The sequence below is a fragment of the Faecalibacterium prausnitzii genome, from assembly GCF_049532945.1.
GTDB classification, from domain to species: domain Bacteria; phylum Bacillota; class Clostridia; order Oscillospirales; family Ruminococcaceae; genus Faecalibacterium; species Faecalibacterium prausnitzii_N.
In genome coordinates, this window is record NZ_CP186691.1 from 3,065,674 (window position 1) to 3,090,377 (window position 24,704).

The window sequence follows — 24,704 nt, forward strand, 5'->3', positions numbered from 1 at the left end:
AAATGTCAAACAGCAAAACCCGGCCCGCGCTCGCACCGTTCCGCTTTTTGTGCTATGATCGGGGCAGGCTCTGCGGCATTCGGCACCTGTTCCCGACTCCTTTGCTGTTTCTTAGCCGCCGGTGTGGTATACTTTGAACACCGAACGAATATCCATCCGAAAGGAGACATTTCTATGAGATCTTCCACCCGCAGGCACGATGCGCTGGTGATGCTGTCCGGCATCGCGTCGGCCTTTCTGGTGGTGTCCGGCATTCAGGTGCTCAGCGGACGGATCGACGGCGTGGCCTCCATGGTCTTCGTACTGGCCGTCTTTCTCATCTCGATGTATACCGATGGTTATCTGTGGGGTCTGGCCGCCTCGCTGCTGTGTGTGCTGGCGGTCAACTTTGCCTTTCGCTCGCCCTACTTTGCCTTCAACTTTACCCTGTCGGAAAACCTGTTCTCCGGCCTTGTGATGCTGGTGGTGTCCATCATGACCAGCACCCTCACCACCCGCATCAAAAAGCAGGAACAGCTGCGTATGGAAAGCGAGAAGGAGAAGATGCGTGCAAACCTTCTGCGCGCGGTTTCTCACGATCTGCGCACCCCGCTCACCTCCATCTACGGTGCCTGCTCCACTGTGATCGAAAATTATGACTCGCTGGCCAAAGAGCAGAAGTTAAAGCTTCTCGGCGAAGTCTGTTCGGACGCCCAGTGGCTCAACCGGATGGTGGAGAACCTGCTGTCAGTCACCCGGTTCGACACCGGCACCGTCTCGGTGCAGAAGACCCCCACCGTGCTGGAAGAGCTGATCGACACCGTGCTGGTGCGGTTCCAGAAGCACTATCCGGACGTGAACGTCACGGTAGACCTGCCCGACAGCTTCGTGGTCATCCCGATGGACTCCATGCTCATCCAGCAGGTGCTGATGAACCTGCTGGAAAATGCCGCTCTGCACGCCGAGGGCATGACCAAGCTGACCCTCCGGGTCTTTACGCTGGGCGACCACGCCATCTTTGAAGTCTCGGATGACGGCTGCGGCATCCCCAGAGAACGGCTGAAAGGGCTGTTCACCCGGATGCTGCCCGCCGACGACACGGCCAGCCCCGGCAAGCACGGCATGGGCATCGGCCTTTCGGTGTGTGCGGCCATCATCAAGGCGCACGGCGGCGAGATCAAGGCCGAGAGCCGTCTGGGTGAGGGAACGACCATCCGCTTCTGGCTGGAGACCGAATCCACGGACGAATCCACTGATCTGGAGGAAAACATCTGAAATGAGCAACAACAAATTCAAGATCCTCATCGTTGAAGACGAACCCACCATCTGCAGCTTCATCTATACCCTGCTGGACACCAACGGCTACAAGACCTATGTGGCCCCCACCTGTGAGCTGGGCAAATCCATCTTCACCTCCTACCTGCCCGACCTCATTATCCTGGATCTGGGCCTGCCGGACCGGGACGGCCTCGAGCTCATCCACTATGTGCGCCAGAAATTCATGACGCCCATCATCGTGCTCTCGGCCCGCACCGACGAGATGGATAAGATCGAAGCGCTGGATCTGGGTGCCAATGATTACATCACCAAGCCCTTCAGCACCGGCGAACTGCTGGCCCGCGTGCGCGCTGCCCTGCGGCTGAACCGCTTCAGCTCCAACCCCACCGGCGTCTTTCAGGCGCAGGACCTGCTCATCCAGTACGAGCGGCGCAAGGTCTATGTGGGCGGGGAGGAGATCAAGCTGACCCAGACCGAATACAACATCGTGGCATTCCTTTCCCAGCACGCGGGCCGCGTGATGACCTATGCGGCCATCGTCAAGGCCATCTGGGGCGATACCGACATCGGCAGCACCAAAAAGCTGCAGGTGAACATGGCCAATATCCGCAAAAAGCTGGGCAGCCGCCCCGGCCACAACAACTACATCATGAACGAACTCGGCGTAGGCTACCGGATGATCGATGCCGACCATGACGGCCCGGACGCCCCCGCCGACCATGAGGAGAACGCATGACGCTTGCTCTGATCCTGTTTGCTTTCACCTACTGCCTGATGCTGGCCCTGCCCCGCTTCCGGCCCTTTGCGGCCCTTGGCGGAGCCGGGGCCTTTTTGCTTCTGGGGCCGCTGAGCGGCGCTTTCCGGTTTGTTTTTGATTACAAACTGTAGTCCGGTTGAAAATCCACCTAGGGATAGGCATTTCTAACTACGGTACGTAAAAAGTTTACACCGATTAACATTTTGAAAATCCCTTGAAAATTCCAAAATCCGTGCTACAATATCCGCAGAAACAGCAAGGCTGTTCGGTTTTTTCGCCCCATCCGGGGCTTACAATAACATGGATAAAGGTAGGAAAACGATTATGGTAGATGTGAAAAAGATCGCACTGTTCGTCGGCGGCGTTGTGTTTGGTTCGGCAGGCTTCAAGCTGCTGTCCAGCAAGGATGCCAAGAAGGTCTACACCCAGACCACCGCTGCTGTGCTGCGCATGAAGGACTCCACCATGGAGACCGTCAGCAAGGTGCAGGAGCAGGCCGGTGACATTCTGGCCGATGCAAAGGCCATCAACGAGGCCCGCGCCGCCAAGGCAGAGGCCGCCGTCATCGAGGACGAAGCCGCAGAGGCTGCTGCCGCCGAGGACGCTGAATAATTTTTGAGCGCTTGAGCCGCCTGCGGGCGGCTCTTTCTATTGAGGAAGGTATAACGTAACCATGAAATGCACCATTTTACATGAGGGCCGGGGCCGGATGCGCGTGCATGTCTGCAACGTGCGGATGACCCTGCACCGTGCCGATGTGCTGGAAGCATATCTGAACCACCATGATGCCATCGAGAAGGCCACCGTCTACGAACGGACCGGCGATGTGGTCCTGTATTACCGCGGCAGACGCGCCGATGCAGTCCAGGCGCTGAGCCGCTACAAATTCGACCAGCCGGAGCTGGACGCCCTTGTCACCACCGCCGACAGCCGGAAGCTCAATCAGGAGTATCAGGAGAAGATGTGCGACCTCGTGGCGGGCCACTTCTTCCGCAAGCTGTTCCTGCCCGCACCCATCCGCGCTGCCTACACAGTCTGGCGCTCCATCGCTTTTGTCTGGAAAGGGGTCCGGTGCCTGCTCCACCGCAGGCTGGAAGTGGAGGTGCTGGACGCTTTGTCCATCGGCGTCTCGCTGCTGCGCGGCGACTTTGGCACCGCAGGCTCCGTGATGTTCCTACTGAACCTCGGTTCTCTGCTGGAAGAGTGGACCCGCAAGAAGAGTCTGGACGATCTGGCCCGCAGCATGGCCCTGAACGTGGACAAGGTGTGGGTGCGCAGCCAAGGCACCGAAGTGCTGGTGCCTCTGACCAAAGTACGCTCCGGCGATGAGGTGGTCGTGCGCAGCGGCAACATGATCCCGCTGGACGGCACCGTACTGGAAGGCGAAGCCATGGTGAATCAGGCTGCCCTGACCGGCGAAGCCATGCCGGTGCGCAAGGCAGAGGGCTCCACCCTCTATGCCGGCACCGTTGTGGAGGAGGGCGAATGTGTCTTTATCGCCAAGGCTGAGGGCGGTTCCAACCGCTACGATAAGATCGTGGCCATGATCGAGGAATCCGAAAAGCTCAAGTCCAGCACCGAGAACCGTGCGCTGGTGCTGGCCGACAAGCTGGTGCCATGGTGTCTGGGCGCAACGGTGGTCACCTACCTGCTCACCCGCAACGCCACCCGCGCCATCTCCTGCCTGATGGTGGATTTCTCCTGCGCGCTCAAGCTCTCCATGCCGCTGGCCGTCCTCTCCGCCATGCGCGAGTGCGGCAGCTATCACATCACCGTCAAGGGCGGCAAGTATCTGGAAGCCCTGTCCAAGGCCGACACTATCGTGTTCGACAAGACCGGCACCCTCACCCGTGCCACCCCGCAGGTAGTGGAGGTCGTGCCCTTCTCCGGCTGCAACGAGCGCGAAGTTCTGCAGCTGGCCGCATGTCTGGAAGAGCACTTCCCCCATTCCATGGCCAACGCCGTGGTGCGTGCCGCCAAAGAGCGCGGCATTTCCCATGAGGAGATGCACTCCGAGGTGGAGTACATCGTGGCCCACGGCATTGCAAGCCGCGTAGGTGGCGAACGGGTGGTCATCGGCAGCCACCACTTCGTCTTTGAGGATGAAAAGTGTACCATCCCCACAGCCGAGCAGCAGAAGTTCGATGCCCTCAAGCCCGCGTATTCGCACCTGTACATGGCTGCCAGCGGGCAGCTGGTGGGCGTGATCTGCATTTCCGACCCGCTGCGCCCGGAAGCTGCGGCTGTGCTGAACGGTCTGCGTGCGCTGGGCATCCGGAACACCGTCATGATGACCGGCGACAGCGAACGCACCGCTGCCGCCATTGCAAAGCAGGTGGGCGTGGACCGCTTCTTTGCCGAGGTGCTGCCCGAGGACAAGGCAAACTTTGTCCAGCAGGCCAAGGCCGAGGGCCACACCGTGGTGATGATCGGCGACGGCATCAACGACTCCCCCGCCCTGTCCGCTGCCGACATTGGCATTGCCATCAACTCCGGCGCTGCCATCGCCCGCGAGATCGCAGACGTGACCATCAAGGCCGACAGCCTGGAGGAGCTGGTGGCCCTCAAGGCCATCGCCAATGCGCTGCAGCACCGTGTCAGCTCGAACTACCGCTTCGTGCTCACCTTCAACTCGGCCCTCATCGCGCTGGGTGCTCTGGGCATCCTGCAGCCGGCCTCCTCTGCCATGCTGCATAATCTCTCCACCATCGGCATCAGCCTCCGGAGCATGACGAACCTCATCCAGAAGCCTTCTTCTGCACCGCAGCTCGAAGGCTGACCGCCAGCCAACAGCAAAGCCCCCTGCACATACCGCGTGCAGGGGGCTTTGTGTTTCTATTGAAAGAGGAAGAACTTACAGAATGTCGATGTACTCACCGGCCAGCGCCTTGTTCATGCTGCGCACGGCACAGAACTTGCCGCACATGCTGCAGGTGTCGCTGTGGTCGTCCTCCGGCAGGCGGGCATCGCGGATGGCCTTTGCGGTCTCCGGGTCCAGTGCGCAGGCGAACTGTGCATCCCAGTCCAGCACACGGCGGGCATCGCCCATCTTATCGTCGATGTCCCGGGCGTGGGGGATGCCCTTGGCGATATCGGCGGCGTGGGCAGCGATCTTGGAGGCCACGATGCCCTGCTTCACATCGTCCACATTGGGCAGAGCCAGATGCTCGGCGGGGGTCACATAGCACAGGAAAGCTGCACCGCTGGCTGCAGCCACAGCGCCGCCGATGGCAGCGGTGATGTGGTCGTAACCGGGGGCGATATCGGTGACGAGGGGTCCCAGCACATAGAAGGGTGCGCCCATGCAGATGCTCTTCTGCACCTCCATGTTGGCAGCCACCTGATTCAGGGGCACATGGCCGGGGCCTTCCACCATCACCTGCACGTTGTGTGCCCATGCGCGCTTGGTCAACTCGCCCAGACGCACCAGCTCCTCGATCTGGCACACATCGGTGGCGTCAGCCAGACAGCCGGGACGGCAGGCATCGCCCAGCGAGATGGTCACATCGTGCTCGGCACAGATCTCGCAGATCTCGTCAAAGTGCTCGTAGAAGGGGTTCTCGTTGCCGGTCATGCTCATCCATGCAAACACCAGAGAGCCGCCGCGGCTGACAATGTTCATCTTGCGCTTGTGCTTGCGGATCTGCTCGATGGTCTTGCGGGTGATGCCGCAGTGCAGGGTGACAAAGTCCACACCGTCCTCTGCATGCAGGCGCACCACATCGATGAAGTCCTGTGCGGTCAGCTCAGCCAGATCGCGCTGGTAGTGGATGACCGAATCGTACACCGGCACGGTGCCGATCATCACCGGGCACTCGTGGGTCAGCTTCTGACGGAAGGGCTGGGTGTTGCCGTGGCTGGAAAGGTCCATAATGGCTTCGGCACCCATGTTGACGGCGCTCATCACCTTCTGCATCTCCACGTTGTAGTCCTTGCAGTCGCGGGAGACGCCAAGGTTCACGTTGATCTTGGTGCGCAGCATGGAGCCGACGCCCTCGGGGTTCAGGCACTCGTGGTGCTTGTTGGCCGGAATGGCTACCTTGCCCTCGGCCACCCACTGGCGGATCTCCTCGGTGGTGCGGCACTCCTTCTGGGCGACGATCTCCATTTCCTTGGTCACGATGCCCTTGCGGGCCGCGTCCATCTGTGTGGTGTAATTCTGCATCTTGTTACCTCCAGTTTGACAAGTCGATACGCTCTTGCTCTTTTTTCTATCGTTACGAAAGAGCCGGACTTCGCCCATCAAACGGGTGGTTTCCGGCGCCTCCGCAGACAAACCCTGCGGTGTTCATGTCAAAACTCCTTTGCATGAAGTCTGTTCCGGCAGAAGGTGGTGCCCCCGGTCTGCCGATAACTCCCCCAGTCACCTTGCGGTGACAGCCCCCTCGGGGAGGGGGCCTCATTGCCTCCCCGACGCGAAAGCCTCCCTCTTTGAGGGAGGTGGCATCGCGCAGCGATGACGGAAGGAGTTATAATTGTTCTACCAATGCTCTCAATTCCCTGCACTCGGCCTCGATGTCCTTAGCCGCGAAGATGGCGCTGACCAGCGCCACACCGGCCTCGCCGCAGTGGGCAAGGCTGAGCAGGTTCTGCTTATGGATGCCGCCGATGGCGACCACCGGGATGGGGACCGCCGCGCAGATGTCCCGCAGCGTCTCTTTGGGCAGGGCGGTCACATTCGTCTTGGTGGCGGTCGCAAACATAGCCCCGCAGCCCAGATAGTCCGCACCGGCCTCCACAGCGGCTCTGGCTTCGGCCACATTGTGGGCCGACACGCCGATGATGGCCTCCGGGCCAAGGATGCGCCGGGCTTCGGCGGGGTCCATGTCCTCCTGCCCCAGATGCACACCGTCGGCCCCGCACTGCCTGGCCAGCGCCACGTTGTCGTTCAGAATGAACGGCACACCGTACCGTTTGCAGAGGGCGGAGATCTCCAGCGCCTCTGCCAGAATGGCCGCGTCGCCCAGATCTTTTTCCCGCAGCTGCACACAAGTGGCCCCGCCCTTCAGGGCAGCTTCCACCTGCTGGGGCAGGGTCTGTTCGCCCACCCAGGCGCGGTCGGTCACGGCATAGAGCCGCAGCATCTCAGCAGTACAGTTCATCGTTTGCTCCTTGGTCAAGTTGTTCGCCGGTCAGGTTGGACACGGCATCCATCAGATACATGCGCAGCGTTCCGGTGCCCTCTTCGCCGGTCAGGCGGGCAGCGGCAGTCTCGCCGCAAAGGCCCATCGCACAGACGGCGGCCGCCGCCGCGGCCAGCGGGCGGTCGGGGTTGGCCCCCACGAAAGCCGCCGTCAGGACCGACAGCATACAGCCCGCCCCGGTCACCCGCCGCAGCAGCGGAGTGCCGTTGCGGAGGATGTGGGTCGTCTTCCCGTCCGTCACGATGTCCTCGGCCCCGGTCACTGCCGCGACGCAGCGGTGCTGCGCGGCAAACTGCTCAGCCCGCGGCCGCAGGGCCTCCGGCGGCAGGGTCTTGCCGGCATCCACCCCGCGCGAGACCTGCGCAAGCCCGCTCAGCGCCTGCAACTCCGAGGCGTTGCACCGCAGCACGGTGACGGGCACTTCCCGCAGCACCTCGGCCGCGATGCTCTGGCGGAACTGCGATGCGCCCACGCCCACCGGGTCAAAGACCACCGGCAGGCCCAGCCGGGCGGCGGTGCGGCCCGCTTTGACCATGGCCTCGGCTTTGCGGGGGTTCGGGGTGCCCAGACTCAGGCAGAGAGCCCGGCTCAGCGCCGTGATCTCCTCCACCTCCTCCGGGTCATCCGCCATGATGGGCGACGCCCCGGCCGCCAGCACCATGTTGGCGCAGTCGTTGGCGCTGACGAGATTCGAGATGCAGTGGACGAGGGGCGAGGTTTCCCGCACCCGGTCGAAAAGAGCTCCAAACGCTGTCACGGTGCCCTCCTCAGCTCAGGCTGTTCTGCATGGAGCGCAGTGCGCCGGAGCGCTGCAGCGCGGCCAGCAGCACACCTGCAATGACCGCACCGCCTGCGGTCGAGACGAGGAACGGCACGATGTAGGCATAGAACGCGATGTCGCCAGCGCTCTTGCCCATGAGGAAGATGGCCACCGGGTAAGCGCACAGACCGCCCAGAATGCTGGTGCCGAACACCTCGCCCACCATGGTGGCAAGGATGTTTTTGGTCTTATGGTACACAAGGCCGCACAGCAGTGCGCCGAACATGCTGCCGGGGAAGGCCATCAGGCTGCCCAGACCCAGCAGGTTGCGCAGCAGCGAGGCCACAAAGGCCACGCCGATGCCGTAGTAGGGGCCCAGCAGCACAGCGCACAGGATGTTGACCATGTGCTGCACCGGGGCGCATTTGCTGCCGAACATGGGGAAGCTGAATACGCTGCCCACCACGCACAGAGCGCACAGCATGCCGGCCAGCGCCAGCTTTTTCGTAGAGAGTGCTTTCATGAGGATTCCTCCTATTGCAAAGCGGTCGAGACTTTCTGGTCTCCTCTCACGCCGGAACACGGCTTCCCATCGCGTCGATTCAAGGCCCAGGGCGCTCCCCCTCGGCCCGGAGCCGCCCACAAGGCGGCTGCGGCAGAAAACAAAAACAGGAGCTCCCTCTGCGGAAGCCCCTGTGAAAACGCATCGTGATGACTTCCTACGGCGGCATTATCCGCATCAGGTAAAAGGGTCGAAGTTTGGGCACTTCCTCTCAGCCTGCTTCACAAGCTCCCCTGTATTTTGTTGTCGGGAGTATTCTACACCCATCGTGCCAAAATTGCAAGAGGCAGTTTCCTTTTGCAGTGCTTCTGTGCTATACTAGGAATCGTTCCGCAACCGAAACCACTTCAAAGGAGATTTGGAATATGGGTCTTGTAAAAGCTGCAATGAACGCGGCCTCCGGCGTGATGGCCGACCAGTGGAAAGAGTTTTTCTATTGCGATGCCCTCCCGGCCGAAGTGCTGGCCGTCAAGGGGCAGAAGCGCACCGACCGCCGCTCTGCCAACAAGCACGGCAATGAGAACATCATCTCCGACGGCTCCGTCGTGGCCGTGGCAGAGGGCCAGTGCGCCCTGATCGTGGAGCAGGGCAAGGTGGTAGAGCTGTGCGCCGAGCCGGGCGAGTACACCTACAGCACCGGCACCCAGCCCTCCCTGCTCAGCGGCGGGCTGAAGGACATCGACGGCGTCTTTGCCGAGATGGGCAAGCGGTTCGGCTTTGGCGGGCAGGCCGCCGCCGACCAGCGCATCTACTACATCAACACCAAGGAGCTGGTGGGCAACAAGTACGGCACCCCCAACCCGGTGCCCTTCCGGGTGGTGGACCAGCGCGCCGGCATCGACCTCGACATCGCCATCCGCTGCTTTGGCGAGTACAGCTACCGCATCGTCAACCCCATCCTGTTTTACACCAACGTCTGCGGAAATGTGGAAAACGCCTACACCCGCGACGCGCTGGACGGTCAGCTCAAGACCGAGCTGATGACCGCCCTGCAGCCTGCTTTTGCCCGCATCAGCGAGCAGGGCATCCGCTACTCCTCCCTGCCCGCCCACACCACCGAGCTGGCTGACGCCCTCAACCAGGCCCTCAGCGCCAAGTGGAGCAAGCTGCGCGGCATCGAGATCGTCTCGCTGGGCGTATCCGGCGTCAAGGCCAGCGAAGAAGACGAACAGATGATCAAGGACCTGCAGCGCAGTGCCGCCTTCATGGACCCCACCCGCGCCGCCGCCCATCTGGTGGGCGCACAGGCCGCTGCCATGCAGGCGGCTGCTTCCAACACCGCTGCCGGCCCGGCCATGGCCTTCATGGGGGTCAATCAGGCGGCAGCAGCAGGCGGTGTCAACGCCCAGACCCTCTACCAGATGGGGGCCCAGCAGCCCGCAACGCCGACCGCCCCGGCATCTGGCTGGGCCTGCGCCTGCGGCCAGAGCGGCAACACCGGCAAGTTCTGCACCGCCTGCGGCAAGCCCCGGCCCGAAGCGCCCACTGTCTGGGTGTGCAGCTGCGGCGCAAAGAACAGCGGCAAATTCTGTTCCGAGTGCGGCAAGCCAAAGCCCGCTGGCAAGTGCCCGAACTGCGGCTTCACCCCTGCCGACCCGACCCACCCGCCGAAGTTCTGCCCGGAATGCGGCAGCCCCTTCGGTGCATGAGAGAGGCATCCTGAATGGCTGATAAAGTAACGAATTACCAATGCCCGGCCTGCACCGGCCCGCTGCATTTCGACAGCGCCACCGGCAAGCTCGTCTGCGACTACTGCGGCTCGGCGTATGAGGTGGCAGACATCGAGGCGCAGTACGCGGCCAAGCAGAAAAAGGCCGACTCCGCCGCCGAGGCAGACCAGAAAAAGGCAGCGCGGCGCAAAGCGTCTGCTCCCGTCTGGGATGAGATGGAAGCTGCCAGCCTGACCAGCTACACCTGCACCACCTGCGGGGCTGAGCTTGTCTGCGACGCCACCACCGCCGCCACCAACTGCCCCTACTGCGGCAACCCCACCGTGCTGGGCGGCAAGCTCTCCGGCAAACTCAAGCCGGAGTACATCCTGCCCTTCAAGCTGGACAAGAATGCCGCCATCGCCCAGCTGACCCACTACTATAAAGGCAAAGCCTTTCTGCCCAAGGCGTTCAAGAGCCAGAACCACATCGCTGAGCTGCAGGGCGTCTACGTCCCCTTCTGGCTCTACGATGCCGAGGCCGATGCGCGGGGCAGCTACGAGGGCCTGACGACCGAGAGCCACCGCGAGGGCGACTACAACGTGACCACCACCCAGCACTACGACGTCCGGCGCGAGGGCACCGCCGTCTTCACCCGCGTTCCGGTGGACGGCTCCAGCAAGATGCCCAACGCCCACATGGACGCCATTGAGCCGTTTGATTACAGCGAACTGAAGCCCTTTTCCACTGCGTATCTGCCGGGCTTTCTGGCCGACCGCTACGACGAGGACTCCGACGCCTGCGCCGAGCGGGCCCGCACCCGGATGCTGAACTCCACGGCCCAGGCCCTGCACGAGACCACCCACGGCTATTCGGAGGTCAACACCCTGCACGAGGACATCAACCTCGGCAAGCTCAAGGCGCATTACGCCCTGCTGCCGGTCTGGATGCTCCACACCCGCTGGAAGGACAACGACTTTCTCTTCGCGATGAACGGCCAAACCGGGCGGCTCATCGGCGACCTGCCTGTGGACAAAGCCAAAGTGGCCGCGTGGTTCGCCGCCATCAGCCTGCCGCTGATGGCCTTTCTCACCTGGCTGCTCTACTTATAAGGAGGTGCGCAGAATGAATCCTCACACCCATTGCCTGCGCAGCCTCTGCGCATTCCTTGCCGCTCTGATCCTTGCGGCCTGTCTCGCCTGCCCGGCACTGGCCGACGCGCCCCTTGTGCGGGATGAGTACGGCCTGTTCGACGCCGACACCCTCGCCCAGCTGGAATCCAGCGCCGAGGACGCTTCCGCCGGGCATGACTGCGACGTCTATTTCCTCACGGTGGACAGCATCGGCGACACCGACCAGCGCGCCTATGCCAAGAACTATTATGTGCAGAACGACCTTGGCTCCGGCAGCGGAAAAAGCGGCATCCTATTCATGATCGCCCTCGGCTCCCGCAAGTACGTCACCATCACTTACGGCGGGGGCGTCACCGCCTTTACCGACTACCGCATCGAGCAGCTGGAAGACGAGGTCGTGCCCCTGCTGTCGGACGGCGACTACGCCGACGCTGCCCAGACCTACATCGACCTCTGCGCCAGCACACTGGACTTCTACGCCGAGAACGGCGAGCCGCTGGACTACGACAACGACCCGGACGGCGGCCTCGGCCTGATCGGCATCCTCATCGTGGTGGGCATCCCGATGCTCATCGCCGCCGTGGTCTGCGGCATCCTGTACAGCCGGATGAAGACGGCCCAGCTCAAGACCGAGGCCGACGACTACATCGGTGCCGGGCTCAAGCTGCGGGTCAAGACCGACCGCTACACCCACACCGACCGCGTCGAGGTCTACGACCCGCCCCAGCCCGAAAGCGACTCCGGCGGTTCCACCACCGACAGCGACGGCTTCGGCGGCTCGTCGGGCGGTTCCTTCTGAAAACAAAAAAGGTGTTGCTGCAAGAAATTCGCAGCAACACCTTTTTTATTGTTCGTTGAGTTCCGCCGCCTCCAGCGCCGGGTCCACAGGGTCGTGCAGGGCGATCTGATAGCGGCAGATCACCCGATTGGCGCGGTAATCATACACGATGCCCTGAAAAACGGCGCACTGCGTCTCGTTCAATCCGTTCACCCCGCGTTATCTGCCAGATAATCTGCCACGTCCGCGATGGTCACAAAGTTGCGCAGCTCCTTTTCAGGGATGCGCAGGCCGAAGGTCTCCTCGAGGTCTGCCACAATGGTCAGGATCTCCATTGAGGACAGATCCAGATCGTCCATCAGGACGCTGTCTTCGTTCACGTCCTCCGGGCTGATCTCTGCCACGTCCTCCAGGACCGCGAGGATCTGGGACACGATTTCTGCTCTTTGCATCAAAAAATCTTCCTTTCCATGATGGATTTCAGCGTCGCAGCGCAAGGGGATGCCCCGCGCGGCCCGGTTTTCCCATTCTGGTCCCGGCCTGTACCGACGTCATGCAGTTTTATAATACCCGTTTTTCAGGGGAATTGCAATATTTCGCCATACAGCTTTACAGATTTTCTACAAATGCGCTCTTACTTACGCAGCAGTTTTCCCATGGCGTTGCGGGGCAGCGGCTCTGCGGTGCACTCCACTGCGCTCATACGCTTGTACAGCGGCAGGGTGCGGTTCAGCTCGGTGACGAAGGCGCGGACGGTCTGCTCCTTGTCCGGCTCGCAGCAGATGACGGCACCGATCTTCTTGCCCATCTCCTTGACGACGCACTCCTTGATGTCGGTGCACTTGCCCAGCAGCTTTTCCAGCTCTTCGGGGCTGACGTTCTCGCCGCTGTCCAGAATGATGAGGTTCTTCTTGCGGCCGGTCAGGAAATAGTAGCCGTCCTCGTCCTTGCGGGCCAGATCGCCAGTGTGGAACCAGCCGTCCGCGTCAATGACCTCGGCGGTGGCCTCCGGGTCCTTGTAGTAGCCCAGCATGACGACATCACCGCGGACGCAGATCTCACCGGTCTCATCCAGCTTGATCTCGCAGAAGCCGTCCGGCTTGCCCAGAGCGCGCAGGTGCTCGCCCTCCTGCGCAATGTTCAGCAGGCCATAGCCGGCCAGCTCGGTCATGGAGTAGCACTGATTGATGTAGAAGCCGTGGGCGATGAGGTAGCTCAGGATCTCCGGGTCGAGGATGGCAGAAGAGCAGCTCAGGTTCCACAGGCCGTTCAGCTTGTCCTGATTGCCGCGGCGGATCTCGTTGTAGATCATCTCCACCAGCACCGGCGGGGTGGACATGGCGTCGCTGTGCATCATGGACATATCGCGGCGCACGTCGCGCGGGTCCGCACAGAGGTTCAGGGTCCAGCCATGGATGCCGTAGGCGAAGTAGCAGATGAAGCCGGACAGGTGGAACATGGGCACCAGCGTGAAGTGGCTGAAGGGCTTGTCCATATCCTTCGGGGCCAGTTCCTGGGCCTTTCTCATAACGGCCGCCTGGCCAGCAACATACATCCGCACGGCGCTGAAGTAGTTCTTCTCGCTCAGCATCACGCCCTTGCTGCGGCCCGTAGTGCCGGAGGTGAACATCAGGACCATCAGGGCGTTGGTGTCGATGCGGTTGGCCAGCTCGGCCGGGGTGCTGCCCTCATAGGCGTTCATGGGGCGGAGCTTGTCGCCGTAGGCGGCCTTGAGCTCGTCGGCATAGCCGTAGTCGATGCCGTCGGTAAAGATGAGGGCAGGCTCGCTCAGGCCCAGCTCATACTCCAGCTCCGGCCAGGTCTTTTTCTGGTTCAGGGTCACGATGACGGCACTGGCCATCACAGCGCCGAAGGTCACCACACCGTACTCGTAGTTGGTGCGGCTCAGGATGACGATGCGCTGGCCCTTTACATCGGCAACATTTGCCTGCAGATAGCTGGTCATCTTGCGGATGTCCTCCACGAACTGGCCGTAGGTCTTCTCCTGCACGGTCTTGGTGGCGTCGTCCACCCAGCGGAATGCCGGGCGCTCGGCGTATTTTTCCTGCATGGCAACGATCATATCATAGACCGTCCTCGGCATGTCTTTTTCAGCAACAACGGCGCAGCACTCTTCTCTGGTCATATTTTATACACTCCTTGTTTGTTTGGCGTTTTTTCCAATGAATCCCGCTTTTTGGCAAAGTTTGGGTGCTATGGTTCTCAGTATACCGCATTCCGGAACTAAATGCAAGTTTTAGTTGCACAAATATGCAATATAAACTTGCATCCAACTTGTGCAGACAGATGGGATTTGCTCCCATTCATTGCGCAGGGGCAGCGGGTGTGGTACACTTTTTCTGCACCGGGAGGGCTTTTTGCAGGCTGTCCGTCTTTGATTGACAGAACCTCAAAAAAGCATTATACTTATTTATAACGATTTTGTAACTTTTAACATCTTGCGCCCGAATTCGGCATCTGCCACTCCCCCGGTGATCTCGGCGCAAAGGAGGGCATTTCATGGAGGGTACCAAACCCCGCACAGCCAATTCATTGGGCATGTTTGATTTTCTCAAGGGCATCGGAATGCTGACCATCGTGTTCGCGCACTCCGCCGAGCTGTATCCGGTGGGTGCCACGACGACCATCACGCCCATGACCTTTTATCTGTTCGCCTACCGGGAGTCACTGATGGCGGCGTTCTACATCGCCAGCGGCTACGGCTTCCGCAAGCGCTCTATCCACAAGTGCATCCACCAGCAGCTCAAAAGCCTGCTCAAACCCTACCTTTATACCGGGCTTGCCACGACGTTCTTCCATTTTCTCATCCACTATCTCACCTTCGGCTCGGTCGAGGGCGCTGCCCAGAGACCCTCAAGGTCTTCGGCGGTTTTGCGCTGGGCCTACCCCATACCTCCATCTACGCCGGGCAGACCTTCTTCTCCTGCGGGCCGATGTGGTATCTGCTGGCGCTGATGGTAGGCTGGGTGCTGCTGGATGTGATCCTGAACATCTTCCCCGAACCATACATACCCTGGGCCGTGCTGGGCACCATGTTGTTGGGCTGGGGCATCTGCATCACCTGGGAGGTCCCCTTCTGCATCGGCCAGGGCATGGTCACGGTTCCGGCGCTCTACGTTGGGTATCTGGCCAAGCAGCACAAGATCTTCGACAGGCCCCTGTCCTGGAAGCTCAAGCTCGGCATGATCGCCTCGGCGCTGGCTGTTGCGGGCCTTGTGCTGGCCACCCAGAGCACCGACTGCGTCTCGATGGCCGAATGGACCTTCGGCCCCGTGAGCATCCTGCTGGATGTGATGACCGGTCTGGGTATGCTGTCGCTGCTGCTCTTCTTCCAGCGCCATGTGGACAATTTCATCACCCACGGCGTACAGGCCATCGGCCAGCGGTCGCTGTACATCTTCTGCATCCACACCGTGGAGCTCACCGCCATCCCCTGGTATCTGATGGCGCAGAAGTTTGCGGGCCGGGAGGCTCTGGGCCTTGTGACCCACTTTGCGGTGTCCATGGGTTCGATCCTGCTGATCTGCGAGCTGCTGCTCCGCCGCCGCGACTGGAAGCTCCAGCGCACCGCTGCCCGGAATGCGGCCGCCCGACGTGCGGACCCGGTACAGCGGCGTTATGCGGCCCGACACTGAATTTTTGCGGGGTCTCCCCGCTGAAGTGAATTTATATATGATGAGGAGAATCCGGTTATGAACAACGAAGCTCCTGCCTCTACGGCTGCCCTGCAGGCCCGCATCGCGGACCTCGAGCAGCAGCTCAAGCTCTCGGACGAGGGCGTCTCCCGTCTGGCAGAACGCTGCCTTGGGCTGGAACAGGAAGTGCAGTCCTACCTTGCGGCCCATCCCCAGAACGAGAAGCACACCGACTCCCCCGCTCTGCTGCAGCCCACCCTCTATTTTGATGCGGGCTTCGGCTTTTCGGAGAAAGACACCCTCACCGCCCCGGACTACGAGGTGGACGAGCTGACGGGTGTCGTCATCGCGACCTTTGAGCTGCCCGTGACCGCCCGCGCCCTGCGGCTTGATCCGGGCGAACTGCCCTGCTGCATCACCAATCTGAGCTTTTCGGACGACCGGGTGCTCTGCCGCCCGGTCAACGGCCTGACTCTGCCCAGCGACAGCACTCTCTTCCTTGACCGCGACCCCAACTATCTGCTGGACGGTGTGACCCATTTCCCCGCCGGGATGAAGCTGGGCGTCTCCTACCATTACTGCCCGCTGGAAACGCTGGCCGACAAGCCGCTCTTCAACACCGTGCTGGAGGGCCTCCAGTTCTACCAGAAGACCAGAGACAGCGAGGCCCAGCACATCGCCGTTCTCAACGACCAGATCGCCGCACAGCAGCAGGCCATTGCCGCGCTGCAGCAGCAGATTAGCGAACTGCACCAGAAGAACGCCGAGGCAGAAACCCGCCGTCAGGCCTACGAGACTTCGCTGGAAGGCGTCCTGAACAGCAGCAGCTGGAGGCTGACACGGCCCCTGCGCCGCCTGCTGGGGCTGTTCCGCCACTGAGCCGGGAGGGACGCGCATGTACAACAGTTACACTTCCCTGCAGCGGGAACAGCTGGCAAAGCAGACCTACACTGACACCCAGAGCACCTATCTGCTCGTCTATGCGCCGCTGCGCAGCCGCGTTCTGGCGCAGGCTCTGCAGGACCAGCTCCACCGCAAATTCCGTCTGGTGGACCATCTGGCCGGAGAGCTGACCGACGCGGTGGCCGGTGTGCTCCTCGTCAGTGAGGACGTTGCCTGTCTCTCCACCACCCTGACCTATTTCGCCCAGGCCCTGCGGGACGGCGCAGACTACGCCGTCTGCAACGCAGTCTTCGGCTTTTCGGGGCAGACGGCCCTCTACCAGAGCCATGGGCATCTGGCCGAGAACAAGTTTGCTCTCGTCAGCCGCAGCCTGCTGGCCCGCTGCCGCGCCGCCGCGCGGGATCCCGAAAGCGTCACTGAGCTGCTGGCTTTGGCCGCGCAGCTCTGCGAGGCTCCGGTCTGCATCCCGCAGGCCCTGCTCCACTACGAGCGGGACATCTGCGCCGAGGATGCCTATTCCGCCTCCGGCAAGCGGGCCTTCGTCATGAGCCATGTGCTGGACATGACCGGTGCCCCCATCGTGCTGGTCAGCGCCGTGCCGGTGCTCCGCAGCATGGGCTACGAGGTCGTGGTCCTCGGCCCGGACGATTCCGGCTCGCTCCAGCTCTTTGTGGATGCCGGAGCCGCCGTCATCACCCGCGCGGGCTGCACCTCCTCGAACACCCTCTGGGGGCTGGCGCTCTGCGCCGACTTCGTGCTAGCCAACACCGTGGTCGAGGCCCGCGTTATCCGCGCCCTGAGCAACGCGCCGGTGCCGGTGCTCTGGTGGCTCCACGATGCCTTTGCGGGCTACCCCCACATCGCGCACCAGATCCCCAAGCACATTGCGCCCAATGTGCAGCTCTACTCGGTCGGCAAACACGCTGCCGCCGCCATGCACTCGGTCCGCCCCCAGTTCGACATCCGCCCCCTCATCTACGGCCTGCCGGACTATGCCGCTGAGGATTTCCCCCGCTGCGATTTGGGCTACCCCGCCGACAAGCCCCTCTTCGCCACGGTCGGCTCGTTCGAGCGCCGAAAGGGGCAGGACATCTTCTGCAAGGCCATCCGCCTGCTGCCCGACGCCGTGCGGGAAAAAGCAACCTTCCTCTTCGTGGGCAAAGCTGCCGACCAGGAGATGATGGACGCCGTCCGCACCCTGACCACCGAACACCCGGCCAACGTCTTCTACTGCAAGCGGCTCAGCCGGGATGAGATCAAGAATCTGATGGAGCAGTGCACCTGCCTCGTCTGCGCCTCCCGCGACGACCCAATGCCCACTTTCGTCACCGAGGGCCTCATCTTTGGCAAACCCTCCATCGTGTCGGAACACACCGGCACTGCCGGTCTCATCACCGAAGGGGTAGATGGTTTCACCTACCCGGACGACGACCCGGAAAAGCTGGCCTCCATTCTGGAGTGGGCCATCCTCCACCCGGAGAAGCTCGCTGCCATGCGGGCCGACTGCCGCAGGCTCTATGAGAAGCACTACTCCAAGCAGTCCTTCGCCGACACTCTCACCGCTGCAGTGAAAGAGCTGACCGAAGGGCATTAACGTTTTATTTGTGATTCACTTTTCCTTCGTACAACCTCTCCGTCATTGCTTCGCAATGCCACCTTCCCTTGTAGGGGAGGCTTTGGCAGTCCTCGCAAAGTCAATGGTTTCGCCAGAGGCTCCCCTACCAGGGGAGCCTCTGGCGAGCGTGAGCGAGACTGAGAGGTTGTACGAAGGATTTTTTATCACTTCGCTCAAATTGACGAGAAAAATTTCGTACAAGTTCACAAACCGCTCCGGCTGCTGTGGTATACTGCAACCAACGATCTCGAAAGGAGCCTTCTCTGATGGACCAGTCCACCCCGCAGCAGCCGTCCCGCAAAAAAACGATCCTCTCGCTCACCGTTCTGGTGGTGCTCACCGGCATCGTCTTCTGGATCTTCCAGCGCCACTGGGCCGAGATCTCTGCCGCGCTGGCACAGCTGCGCTTCTGGCAGGTGTTGCTCGTGCTGGCCGTGGGCCTGACCTACCCGGTGCTGGAAGGTCTGGTCAGCTGGGTCATCATCCGCAGCCGGATGCCCGGTTTCACCGTGCGACAGGCGCTGGAATCGTCGTTCATGGGCACCTTCGGCAACGTCATCTGCCTGGGTGCCGGTGCCATGCCGATGCAGTCCTACTACCTCTACCGCTGCGGCCTGCCGGTTGGCCCGGGCGTGGGCCTGATGACCCTGCAGTACGTGTTCCACAAAACCACCGTGCTGCTGTATGCCACGGTGATGCTGCTGTTTCAGCACAGATGGCTTGCCGCCAACACCACCGGTGTGATGAATTATCTGCCCATGGCCTATGCCGTGGTGGCCGTCATCATCGTAGCGCTGGTGCTGGTCTGTGTATCGCCCCTCATCCAGCGGCTGGCCCGCTGGGCGTTGGGCTACCTGCCCAGGACTGACTCCTGGCAGACCCGCCGGGAAAAATGGCTGGAGCAGCTGGACACCCTCGGCACCGAGAGCCGCCACCTCCTCGCCGACAAGGGCCGCTGCATCCAGATCTTCGCGCTGCACACCCTCAAGCTCTTTCTGATGTACACCTTGCCGTATCTCTGCATCCGGTTCATGGGCCTGCCCTGCGGCCTCAGCTTCTGGCAGGTGCAGCTGCTCGCCAGCCTGATGCTCTTCCTCTCCAACGCCCTGCCCAACGTGGCCGGTATGGGTTCCATCGAGACGGCTTTTCTCCTCGTCTTCGGCTCCTTCATGACCCGCGGCGAGGCCATGAGCACCCTGATGCTCTTCCGCATCGCCAGCTACTACTTCGTTTTCGGCTTTTCCGCCGTGGCCTCCCTCTTCGCCCAGAAACATCTGGACCAGATGGATGCACAGAAATAGACCGTTACAAACAAAAATCGGGGCACACAGGTGGTCAAGCTGTGCGTCCCGTTTTTTGTTTTCTGTTTTCGCAAAGGCCGCTGTACCAGAGCCGCCTTTGCCGCGCAGGAGGGGCGGAGCAAACCAGAATGCCGCACCCTGCCAAAAGAAAAAGTGAGTATGGAATGGAGGAATCGGAACCCTTTGCAGAGGGTCTCGCAGCCTTGGTTAGATTTAACTAACCTTGCCGTGACAACAGGATACCATAGTTTGTCATGCCTGTCAAGCCCCGATTTGAAATTTTTTTGCGGAAAAAGCTTTTTCTCCAAAAATTGGACACTTGCACTAAGAAACCTTTCCCGCCTTTGTGTAAAATCCATCCGTTCCCTCTTGCTTTTTGAAAAAAACACTGATATTATATTCTTAAGGCTGCTGGGTGTCTGCATCTGCCTGCGCCTTGCAGCTCATTCGTACGCCCCCAGAAAACCGCCGAGAAGCGGTTTTTCAAAGGCTCATTAGTTAGATTATGCTAACCATTGAGAAAATGGTAAAGAGCAAGGAGGTTCCAATGATCAATTTTGAACAGTGGGAAGGCTTTGAGGGCCGCATCTGGAAAGAAGAAGTCAATGTGCGCGACTTCATCCAGAAGAACTACACCCCGTATGACGGCGACGAAAGCTTTCTGGCCGGCCCCACCGAGGCGACCGACAAGCTGTGGGGGGCCCTGCAGAAGCTGCAGAAGGCCGAGCGCGCCAAGGGCGGCGTGCTGGATATGGAGACCGAAGTGGTCAGCAGCCTGACTGCTTACGGCCCCGGCTATATCGACGAAAGCCTGAAGGATCTGGAGCAGATCGTGGGTCTGCAGACCGACAAGCCCCTCAAGCGCGCCTTCATGCCCTACGGCGGCATCAAGATGGCAGAGCAGGCCTGCACCACCTACGGCTACCAGCCCAGCGCCGAGCTGCACAAGATCTTTACCGATTATACCCGCACCCACAATCAGGCTGTGTTTGATGCCTACACCCCTGAGATGAAGGCGGCCCGCCACACCCACATCATCACCGGCCTGCCGGACACCTACGGCCGCGGCCGCATCGTGGGCGACTACCGCCGCGTGGCCCTGTACGGCATCGATGCACTGATCAAGTTCAAGCAGGAGGACTTTGCCAACTGCGGCGACGGCACCATGACCGACGACGTGATCCGCCTGCGCGAGGAAATCGCCCGCCAGATCAGTGCCCTGAAGGGCATGAAGAAGATGGCCGAGGCCTACGGCTATGATATCTCTCAGCCCGCAAAGAACGCCAAGGAGGCCTGCCAGTGGCTGTATTTCGGGTATCTGGCCGCCATCAAGACCCAGAACGGCGCTGCCATGAGCGTGGGCCGCATCTCCACCTTCCTGGATATCTATATCCAGCGCGATCTGGACAACGGCATCCTGACCGAGACCCAGGCTCAGGAGCTGATCGACCACATGGTCATGAAGTTCCGCATGGTCAAGTTTGCCCGCATCCCCAGCTACAACCAGCTGTTCTCCGGCGACCCCGTGTGGGCAACGCTGGAAGTGGGCGGCATCGGCATGGATGGCCGCAGCATGGTCACCAAGAACTGCTACCGCTTCCTGCACACGCTGGAAAACATGGGCCCCGCACCGGAGCCGAACCTGACCGTTCTGTACTCCTCCGCCCTGCCGGAGAGCTTCAAGAAATATGCCGCCAAGGTGTCCATCGATACCAGCTCTGTCCAGTACGAGAATGACGACGTGATGAAGCCCGTGTGGGGCGATGATTACTCCATCTGCTGCTGCGTGTCTGCCACCCAGACCGGCAAGGAGATGCAGTTCTTCGGTGCCCGCGCCAACCTTGCCAAGTGCCTGCTGTACGCCATCAACGGCGGTGTGGACGAGAAGAGCCACGAGCAGTGCGGCCCCAACTATGCCCCCATCACCAGCGAGTACCTGAACTACGACGAGGTGCTGCCCAAGTATGTCCAGATGCTGGACTGGCTGGCTGGCCTGTACGTCAATGTGCTGAACCTGATCCAGTATATGCACGACAAATACTACTATGAGGAAGCCGAGATGGCCCTTATCGACACCGACGTGCGCCGCACCTTTGCCACCGGCATTGCAGGCTTCTCCCACGTCATCGACTCCCTGAGCGCCATCAAGTACGCCAAGGTCAAGGTAGTGCGTGACGAGAGCGGCCTTGCCACCGGCTTTGAGACCGAGGGCGACTTCCCCAAGTACGGCAACGACGATGACCGCGCCGACGAGATCGGCGTGTGGCTGCTGCGCACCTTCCTGGAGATGATCAAGAAGCGCCACACCTACCGCAACTCTGAGGCTACCACCTCTATCCTGACCATCACCTCCAACGTGGTGTACGGCAAGTACACCGGCGCGCTGCCCGACGGCCGTGCCGCATTCACCCCGTTTGCTCCCGGTGCAAACCCCAGCTACGGCGCAGAGCAGAACGGCCTGCTGGCTTCCCTGAACTCGGTGGCAAAGCTGCCCTACCACTGGGCACTGGACGGCATCTCCAACACCCAGACCATCAACCCGGACGCTCTGGGCCACAGCGAAGGCGAGCGGGTGGAGAATCTGGTACAGGTCATGGACGGCTACTTCGATCAGGGCGCACACCACCTGAACGTGAACGTCTTTGGCAAGGAGAAGCTGCTGGATGCCATGGAGCACCCCGAGAAGGAGGAGTACGCCAACTTCACCATCCGCGTCTCCGGCTACGCCGTCAAGTTCATCGACCTGACCCGCGAGCAGCAGATGGACGTTATCTCCCGCACCTGCCATGCAGCCCTGTAACCCCATCGGCTATGTCCACTCGCTGGAATCTTTCGGCTCTGTGGACGGCCCCGGTGTGCGCTTTGTGGTGTTTTTGCAGGGGTGTGCCCTGCGGTGCAAATACTGCCACAACCCGGAAACGTGGGCTGCGGAGGGCGGCGAGGAATGGACGGCAGAAAAGCTGTTCCAGCGGGTCTACCGCTACCGCAACTACTGGGGCAAAAAGGGCGGCATCACGGTCAGCGGCGGCGAGCCGCTGCGCCAGATGGAGTTCCTGACGGCATTCTTCGAGCTGGCCCGCTCCAAAGGCGTGCACACGGCTCTGGATACCGCCGGGCAGCCCTTCCGGCCCGATGACCCGGATTATCTGGCCGGTTTCGACCGGCTGATGAAGTCCACCAGTCTGGTCATTCTCGACCTGAAGGAGATCGACCCGGAACGCCACCGGCAGCTCACCGGCAAAGACAATGCCAACATCCTTGCGATGGCGCGGCATATTTCTGACCTCGGCATCCCGCTGTGGATCCGGCATGTGCTGGTGCCCGGCCTGACCGACGACGAAGAGGGCCTGCGCAGGACCGCAGACTTCATCCGCAGCCTGAAAACGGTGCAGCGGGTGGAGGTGCTGCCCTACCACACGCTGGGCCTGTTCAAGTGGCAGAAGCTGGGCATCCCTTATCCACTGCCGGACGCCGTGCCGCCCACTGCGGAACAGGTCCGCCGGGCTGAGGACCTGCTGGAGGTCCGGAGATACCCCGGCTAACGGTCCTCTCTGAATCAAACCACCCCCGCCCTTCGGCGCGTTGCAGCGCTCTGAGGGGCGGGGGTGTTGTTTTCAGGCCTTTTCCGCACACCAAAACAGCCACCGCACCAAACGTGCAGTGGCTGTTCGTGTTTCAGTCCGCGGCTTCGCCTTCCGCAGCTTCATATTCTGCAACGCTGTCGTTTTCTTCCTCCAGCAGTGCGGTGGCTTCGGTCTGTCTGGTCATCTGATCCGCAGACCAGTCCAGCTGGACTTCGCCGTTCAGCGTCAGGGTGTAGCTGCACCCCGGCTTCACGCTCCCGCTGTTCAGGTCTTCTTCCGCGTTCCCTGCGGTGCCGTCGTAGAAGAAGGTCACAGAAGCAGGCCGTGCTGCCTGTTTCTGGATGATGTCGGTCAGCTTCCGGCAGTCCATGGCAAACGCCGCCTTCTTCTCATAGGGGCCGAACAGTTCGATGTTCAGCTGCAATGTGCCAAGGCCGCTGTTGAGTTCCGCTGCGGCAGCGTCCACCGTCTCGGCATCGCCGTAGTAGTTTTGCAGCCAGGCGGAAAGGTTCCGCAGTTCGATCTCCGGAGCTTCTTTATCAATGGCATGGTACAGCCCCTCTTCGTATTCAGCGGTGATCCTGGTCACCCGCATTTCGTTTTCGGGGCCGAAGCGGTCCAGCATCATGGGCAGTGCCCCCACGCACAGGCAGACGACCATCAGCAGCAGGCAGTAGAAGACGGACAGGAAATCGTACTTCCACTTTTCCGGCTTCGCTGCAAAGTAGAGCACCTCGCCGCCCAGCAGGATCAGCCCTGCCGCCGGGGCGATCTTGAGAGCCAGCTCCCAGTTGAACTGCGGCACAAAATAATAGCAGAGGAAGAACACGCCCACCGCCATCAGGCCGAAGCCCAGCGTAAAGCTGCCCACCCGGCGCACCGGAACTTTCTCGGTCTTATTCGATTCCATCGTTGCCCTCCGTGGTGTCGCCGGTCTCCATCTCCCCGGCAGCCGCTTCGTCATCCTCTGCGCTCCTGCGGTTGATGCTGTTCAGGATGGCCTGCACATTCACCTTTTTGGGGGCAGGCTGGTATTCGGTGAAGTCCTCTTCCGCCGATTCGGTCTTCGGGGCGCTCTTTTTTGCGGTCCTGGGGCCTTTGACCAGCCAGATGCCGCAGACGATGAGCACGACGCAGACCAGAACTTCCGGCAGCTGATCCATCACCAGATAGAGCGCCCGGAAGATCGGGCTCTCCTTGCCCCAGCGCCAGAGCAGGTCGCCAAGGGTGTTCATGATGATGTTCTGATAGGCCATCATGCCACCGCATGCGATGAGCAGCCAGCCCAGCAGCTTGTGCCGTTCGGCCATCAGCTGTTCCAGACGCCGGTCCCTCATGTCAAAGTGGATGAGATAATCGTCCGCCGGTGCAGCGTCCAGACCGATCTGCGCCCGCAGATTGAAGGTGTCGAAAAAGCTGTACATATAAAGAATGGGTACGCCGATATAAAAGATTGAGATCCCCATCCAGGCACTCAAGGCGATGGACAGGCAGAACATCGTGATGATCGACAGGCCGCGCTTCATATAGCCCTGATACATCTCACCTGCGCCCGGAATCAGCGCAAACAACAGGGTCAAAATTCCGTTCTTTTTCATAAGTGGA

General features: G+C 61.1%; 24 protein-coding genes and 1 riboswitch. Of the genes, 15 read left to right on the forward strand and 9 right to left on the reverse strand.

All coding sequences use genetic code 11. The features are described from left to right. Positions 1-174 precede the first annotated feature (174 nt). From ACNQFG_RS15445 to ACNQFG_RS15465, 5 genes are all read left to right on the forward strand, one after another. Complete coding sequence (locus ACNQFG_RS15445) at positions 175-1,254, forward strand: sensor histidine kinase (protein WP_423405512.1); 1,080 nt, start codon at positions 175-177, stop codon at positions 1,252-1,254. Between the two features lies 1 nt (position 1,255). Continuing rightward, complete coding sequence (locus ACNQFG_RS15450) at positions 1,256-1,993, forward strand: response regulator transcription factor (protein ID WP_423405513.1); 738 nt, start codon at positions 1,256-1,258, stop codon at positions 1,991-1,993. Next, on the forward strand, positions 1,990-2,145 hold the full coding sequence (locus tag ACNQFG_RS15455) for a hypothetical protein (RefSeq protein ID WP_423405514.1): 156 nt from the start codon (positions 1,990-1,992) through the stop codon (positions 2,143-2,145). Before ACNQFG_RS15450 ends, ACNQFG_RS15455 begins: the two co-directional genes overlap by 4 nt. Before the next feature lie 193 nt (positions 2,146-2,338). After that, the gene (locus tag ACNQFG_RS15460) at positions 2,339-2,626 is read left to right on the forward strand and encodes a DUF6110 family protein (protein WP_423405515.1); all 288 of its coding nucleotides are present in this window, start codon (positions 2,339-2,341) and stop codon (positions 2,624-2,626) included. A gap of 61 nt (positions 2,627-2,687) precedes the next feature. Further along, positions 2,688-4,793 (forward strand): heavy metal translocating P-type ATPase, encoded by a 2,106-nt coding sequence (locus ACNQFG_RS15465; protein WP_423405516.1) that lies wholly within the window; start codon positions 2,688-2,690, stop codon positions 4,791-4,793. Positions 4,794-4,868: 75 nt separating this feature from the next. Here the strand turns inward: ACNQFG_RS15465 and thiC are convergent, their stop codons facing one another. The 4 genes from thiC to thiW all read right to left on the reverse strand — a co-directional run bounded on the left by thiC (position 4,869) and on the right by thiW (position 8,441). Next, complete coding sequence (thiC, locus tag ACNQFG_RS15470) at positions 4,869-6,179, reverse strand: phosphomethylpyrimidine synthase ThiC (RefSeq protein WP_423405517.1); 1,311 nt, start codon at positions 6,177-6,179, stop codon at positions 4,869-4,871. Positions 6,180-6,483: 304 nt separating this feature from the next. Beyond that, positions 6,484-7,116 carry a thiamine phosphate synthase gene (thiE, locus tag ACNQFG_RS15475; RefSeq protein ID WP_223383064.1) on the reverse strand — a complete coding sequence of 211 codons (633 nt, stop codon included), beginning with the start codon at positions 7,114-7,116 and terminating at the stop codon, positions 6,484-6,486. Then, the gene (thiM, locus tag ACNQFG_RS15480; RefSeq protein WP_423405518.1) at positions 7,100-7,915 is read right to left on the reverse strand and encodes a hydroxyethylthiazole kinase; all 816 of its coding nucleotides are present in this window, start codon (positions 7,913-7,915) and stop codon (positions 7,100-7,102) included. Before thiM ends, thiE begins: the two co-directional genes overlap by 17 nt. A 10-nt stretch (positions 7,916-7,925) precedes the next feature. Then, the gene (gene thiW, locus ACNQFG_RS15485; RefSeq protein WP_423405519.1) at positions 7,926-8,441 is read right to left on the reverse strand and encodes an energy coupling factor transporter S component ThiW; all 516 of its coding nucleotides are present in this window, start codon (positions 8,439-8,441) and stop codon (positions 7,926-7,928) included. A 176-nt stretch (positions 8,442-8,617) separates the two neighbouring features. After that, positions 8,618-8,725, reverse strand: a riboswitch (TPP riboswitch). 120 nt (positions 8,726-8,845) lie between these two features. Between thiW and ACNQFG_RS15490 the strand changes: the two genes are divergently transcribed. From ACNQFG_RS15490 to ACNQFG_RS15500, 3 genes are read left to right on the forward strand one after another with little or no spacing between them, the layout of a single operon-like run. Continuing rightward, positions 8,846-10,129, forward strand: a complete 1,284-nt coding sequence (locus ACNQFG_RS15490) for an SPFH domain-containing protein (protein ID WP_423405520.1) — start codon at positions 8,846-8,848, stop codon at positions 10,127-10,129. A 14-nt stretch (positions 10,130-10,143) separates the two neighbouring features. Then, the gene (locus ACNQFG_RS15495; RefSeq protein ID WP_423405521.1) at positions 10,144-11,241 is read left to right on the forward strand and encodes a Trm112 family protein; all 1,098 of its coding nucleotides are present in this window, start codon (positions 10,144-10,146) and stop codon (positions 11,239-11,241) included. 13 nt (positions 11,242-11,254) lie between these two features. Continuing rightward, the gene (locus ACNQFG_RS15500; protein WP_423405522.1) at positions 11,255-12,061 is read left to right on the forward strand and encodes a TPM domain-containing protein; all 807 of its coding nucleotides are present in this window, start codon (positions 11,255-11,257) and stop codon (positions 12,059-12,061) included. Between the two features lie 45 nt (positions 12,062-12,106). On the opposite strand, the gene ACNQFG_RS15505 is transcribed toward ACNQFG_RS15500, so the two are convergent. The 3 genes from ACNQFG_RS15505 to ACNQFG_RS15515 all read right to left on the reverse strand — a co-directional run bounded on the left by ACNQFG_RS15505 (position 12,107) and on the right by ACNQFG_RS15515 (position 14,186). Next, positions 12,107-12,253, reverse strand: coding sequence for a hypothetical protein (locus tag ACNQFG_RS15505; protein WP_423405523.1), 147 nt, complete (start codon positions 12,251-12,253; stop codon positions 12,107-12,109). Further along, positions 12,250-12,492, reverse strand: coding sequence for an acyl carrier protein (locus tag ACNQFG_RS15510; protein WP_097791356.1), 243 nt, complete (start codon positions 12,490-12,492; stop codon positions 12,250-12,252). Before ACNQFG_RS15510 ends, ACNQFG_RS15505 begins: the two co-directional genes overlap by 4 nt. A gap of 182 nt (positions 12,493-12,674) precedes the next feature. Continuing rightward, positions 12,675-14,186, reverse strand: a complete 1,512-nt coding sequence (locus tag ACNQFG_RS15515; RefSeq protein WP_423405524.1) for a class I adenylate-forming enzyme family protein — start codon at positions 14,184-14,186, stop codon at positions 12,675-12,677. A 374-nt stretch (positions 14,187-14,560) separates the two neighbouring features. Here ACNQFG_RS15515 and ACNQFG_RS15520 point away from each other — a divergent pair, with 374 nt between their 5' ends. The 7 genes from ACNQFG_RS15520 to pflA all read left to right on the forward strand — a co-directional run bounded on the left by ACNQFG_RS15520 (position 14,561) and on the right by pflA (position 23,057). Then, positions 14,561-15,016: an acyltransferase family protein gene (locus ACNQFG_RS15520; protein ID WP_423405525.1), complete on the forward strand. Its 456-nt coding sequence runs from the start codon at positions 14,561-14,563 to the stop codon at positions 15,014-15,016. Continuing rightward, on the forward strand, positions 14,995-15,696 hold the full coding sequence (locus ACNQFG_RS15525; RefSeq protein WP_423405526.1) for an acyltransferase family protein: 702 nt from the start codon (positions 14,995-14,997) through the stop codon (positions 15,694-15,696). The genes ACNQFG_RS15520 and ACNQFG_RS15525 overlap by 22 nt, the downstream gene beginning before the upstream one ends. A 57-nt stretch (positions 15,697-15,753) precedes the next feature. After that, positions 15,754-16,575, forward strand: a complete 822-nt coding sequence (locus ACNQFG_RS15530) for a hypothetical protein (RefSeq protein ID WP_423405527.1) — start codon at positions 15,754-15,756, stop codon at positions 16,573-16,575. Positions 16,576-16,591: 16 nt separating this feature from the next. Further along, positions 16,592-18,193: a glycosyltransferase family 4 protein gene (locus ACNQFG_RS15535; protein WP_423405528.1), complete on the forward strand. Its 1,602-nt coding sequence runs from the start codon at positions 16,592-16,594 to the stop codon at positions 18,191-18,193. Between the two features lie 287 nt (positions 18,194-18,480). Then, positions 18,481-19,515, forward strand: a complete 1,035-nt coding sequence (locus ACNQFG_RS15540; protein ID WP_423405529.1) for a lysylphosphatidylglycerol synthase transmembrane domain-containing protein — start codon at positions 18,481-18,483, stop codon at positions 19,513-19,515. A 547-nt stretch (positions 19,516-20,062) separates the two neighbouring features. Continuing rightward, positions 20,063-22,315 carry a formate C-acetyltransferase gene (gene pflB / locus ACNQFG_RS15545; RefSeq protein WP_154260756.1) on the forward strand — a complete coding sequence of 751 codons (2,253 nt, stop codon included), beginning with the start codon at positions 20,063-20,065 and terminating at the stop codon, positions 22,313-22,315. Further along, positions 22,302-23,057 carry a pyruvate formate-lyase-activating protein gene (pflA, locus tag ACNQFG_RS15550; RefSeq protein ID WP_423405530.1) on the forward strand — a complete coding sequence of 252 codons (756 nt, stop codon included), beginning with the start codon at positions 22,302-22,304 and terminating at the stop codon, positions 23,055-23,057. Before pflB ends, pflA begins: the two co-directional genes overlap by 14 nt. Positions 23,058-23,190: 133 nt before the next feature. Here pflA and ACNQFG_RS15555 read toward each other — a convergent pair whose 3' ends face one another. Further along, positions 23,191-24,009: a hypothetical protein gene (locus ACNQFG_RS15555; protein ID WP_423405531.1), complete on the reverse strand. Its 819-nt coding sequence runs from the start codon at positions 24,007-24,009 to the stop codon at positions 23,191-23,193. Then, complete coding sequence (locus ACNQFG_RS15560) at positions 23,996-24,697, reverse strand: hypothetical protein (protein WP_423405532.1); 702 nt, start codon at positions 24,695-24,697, stop codon at positions 23,996-23,998. Before ACNQFG_RS15560 ends, ACNQFG_RS15555 begins: the two co-directional genes overlap by 14 nt. Between the last annotated feature and the right edge of the window lie 7 nt (positions 24,698-24,704).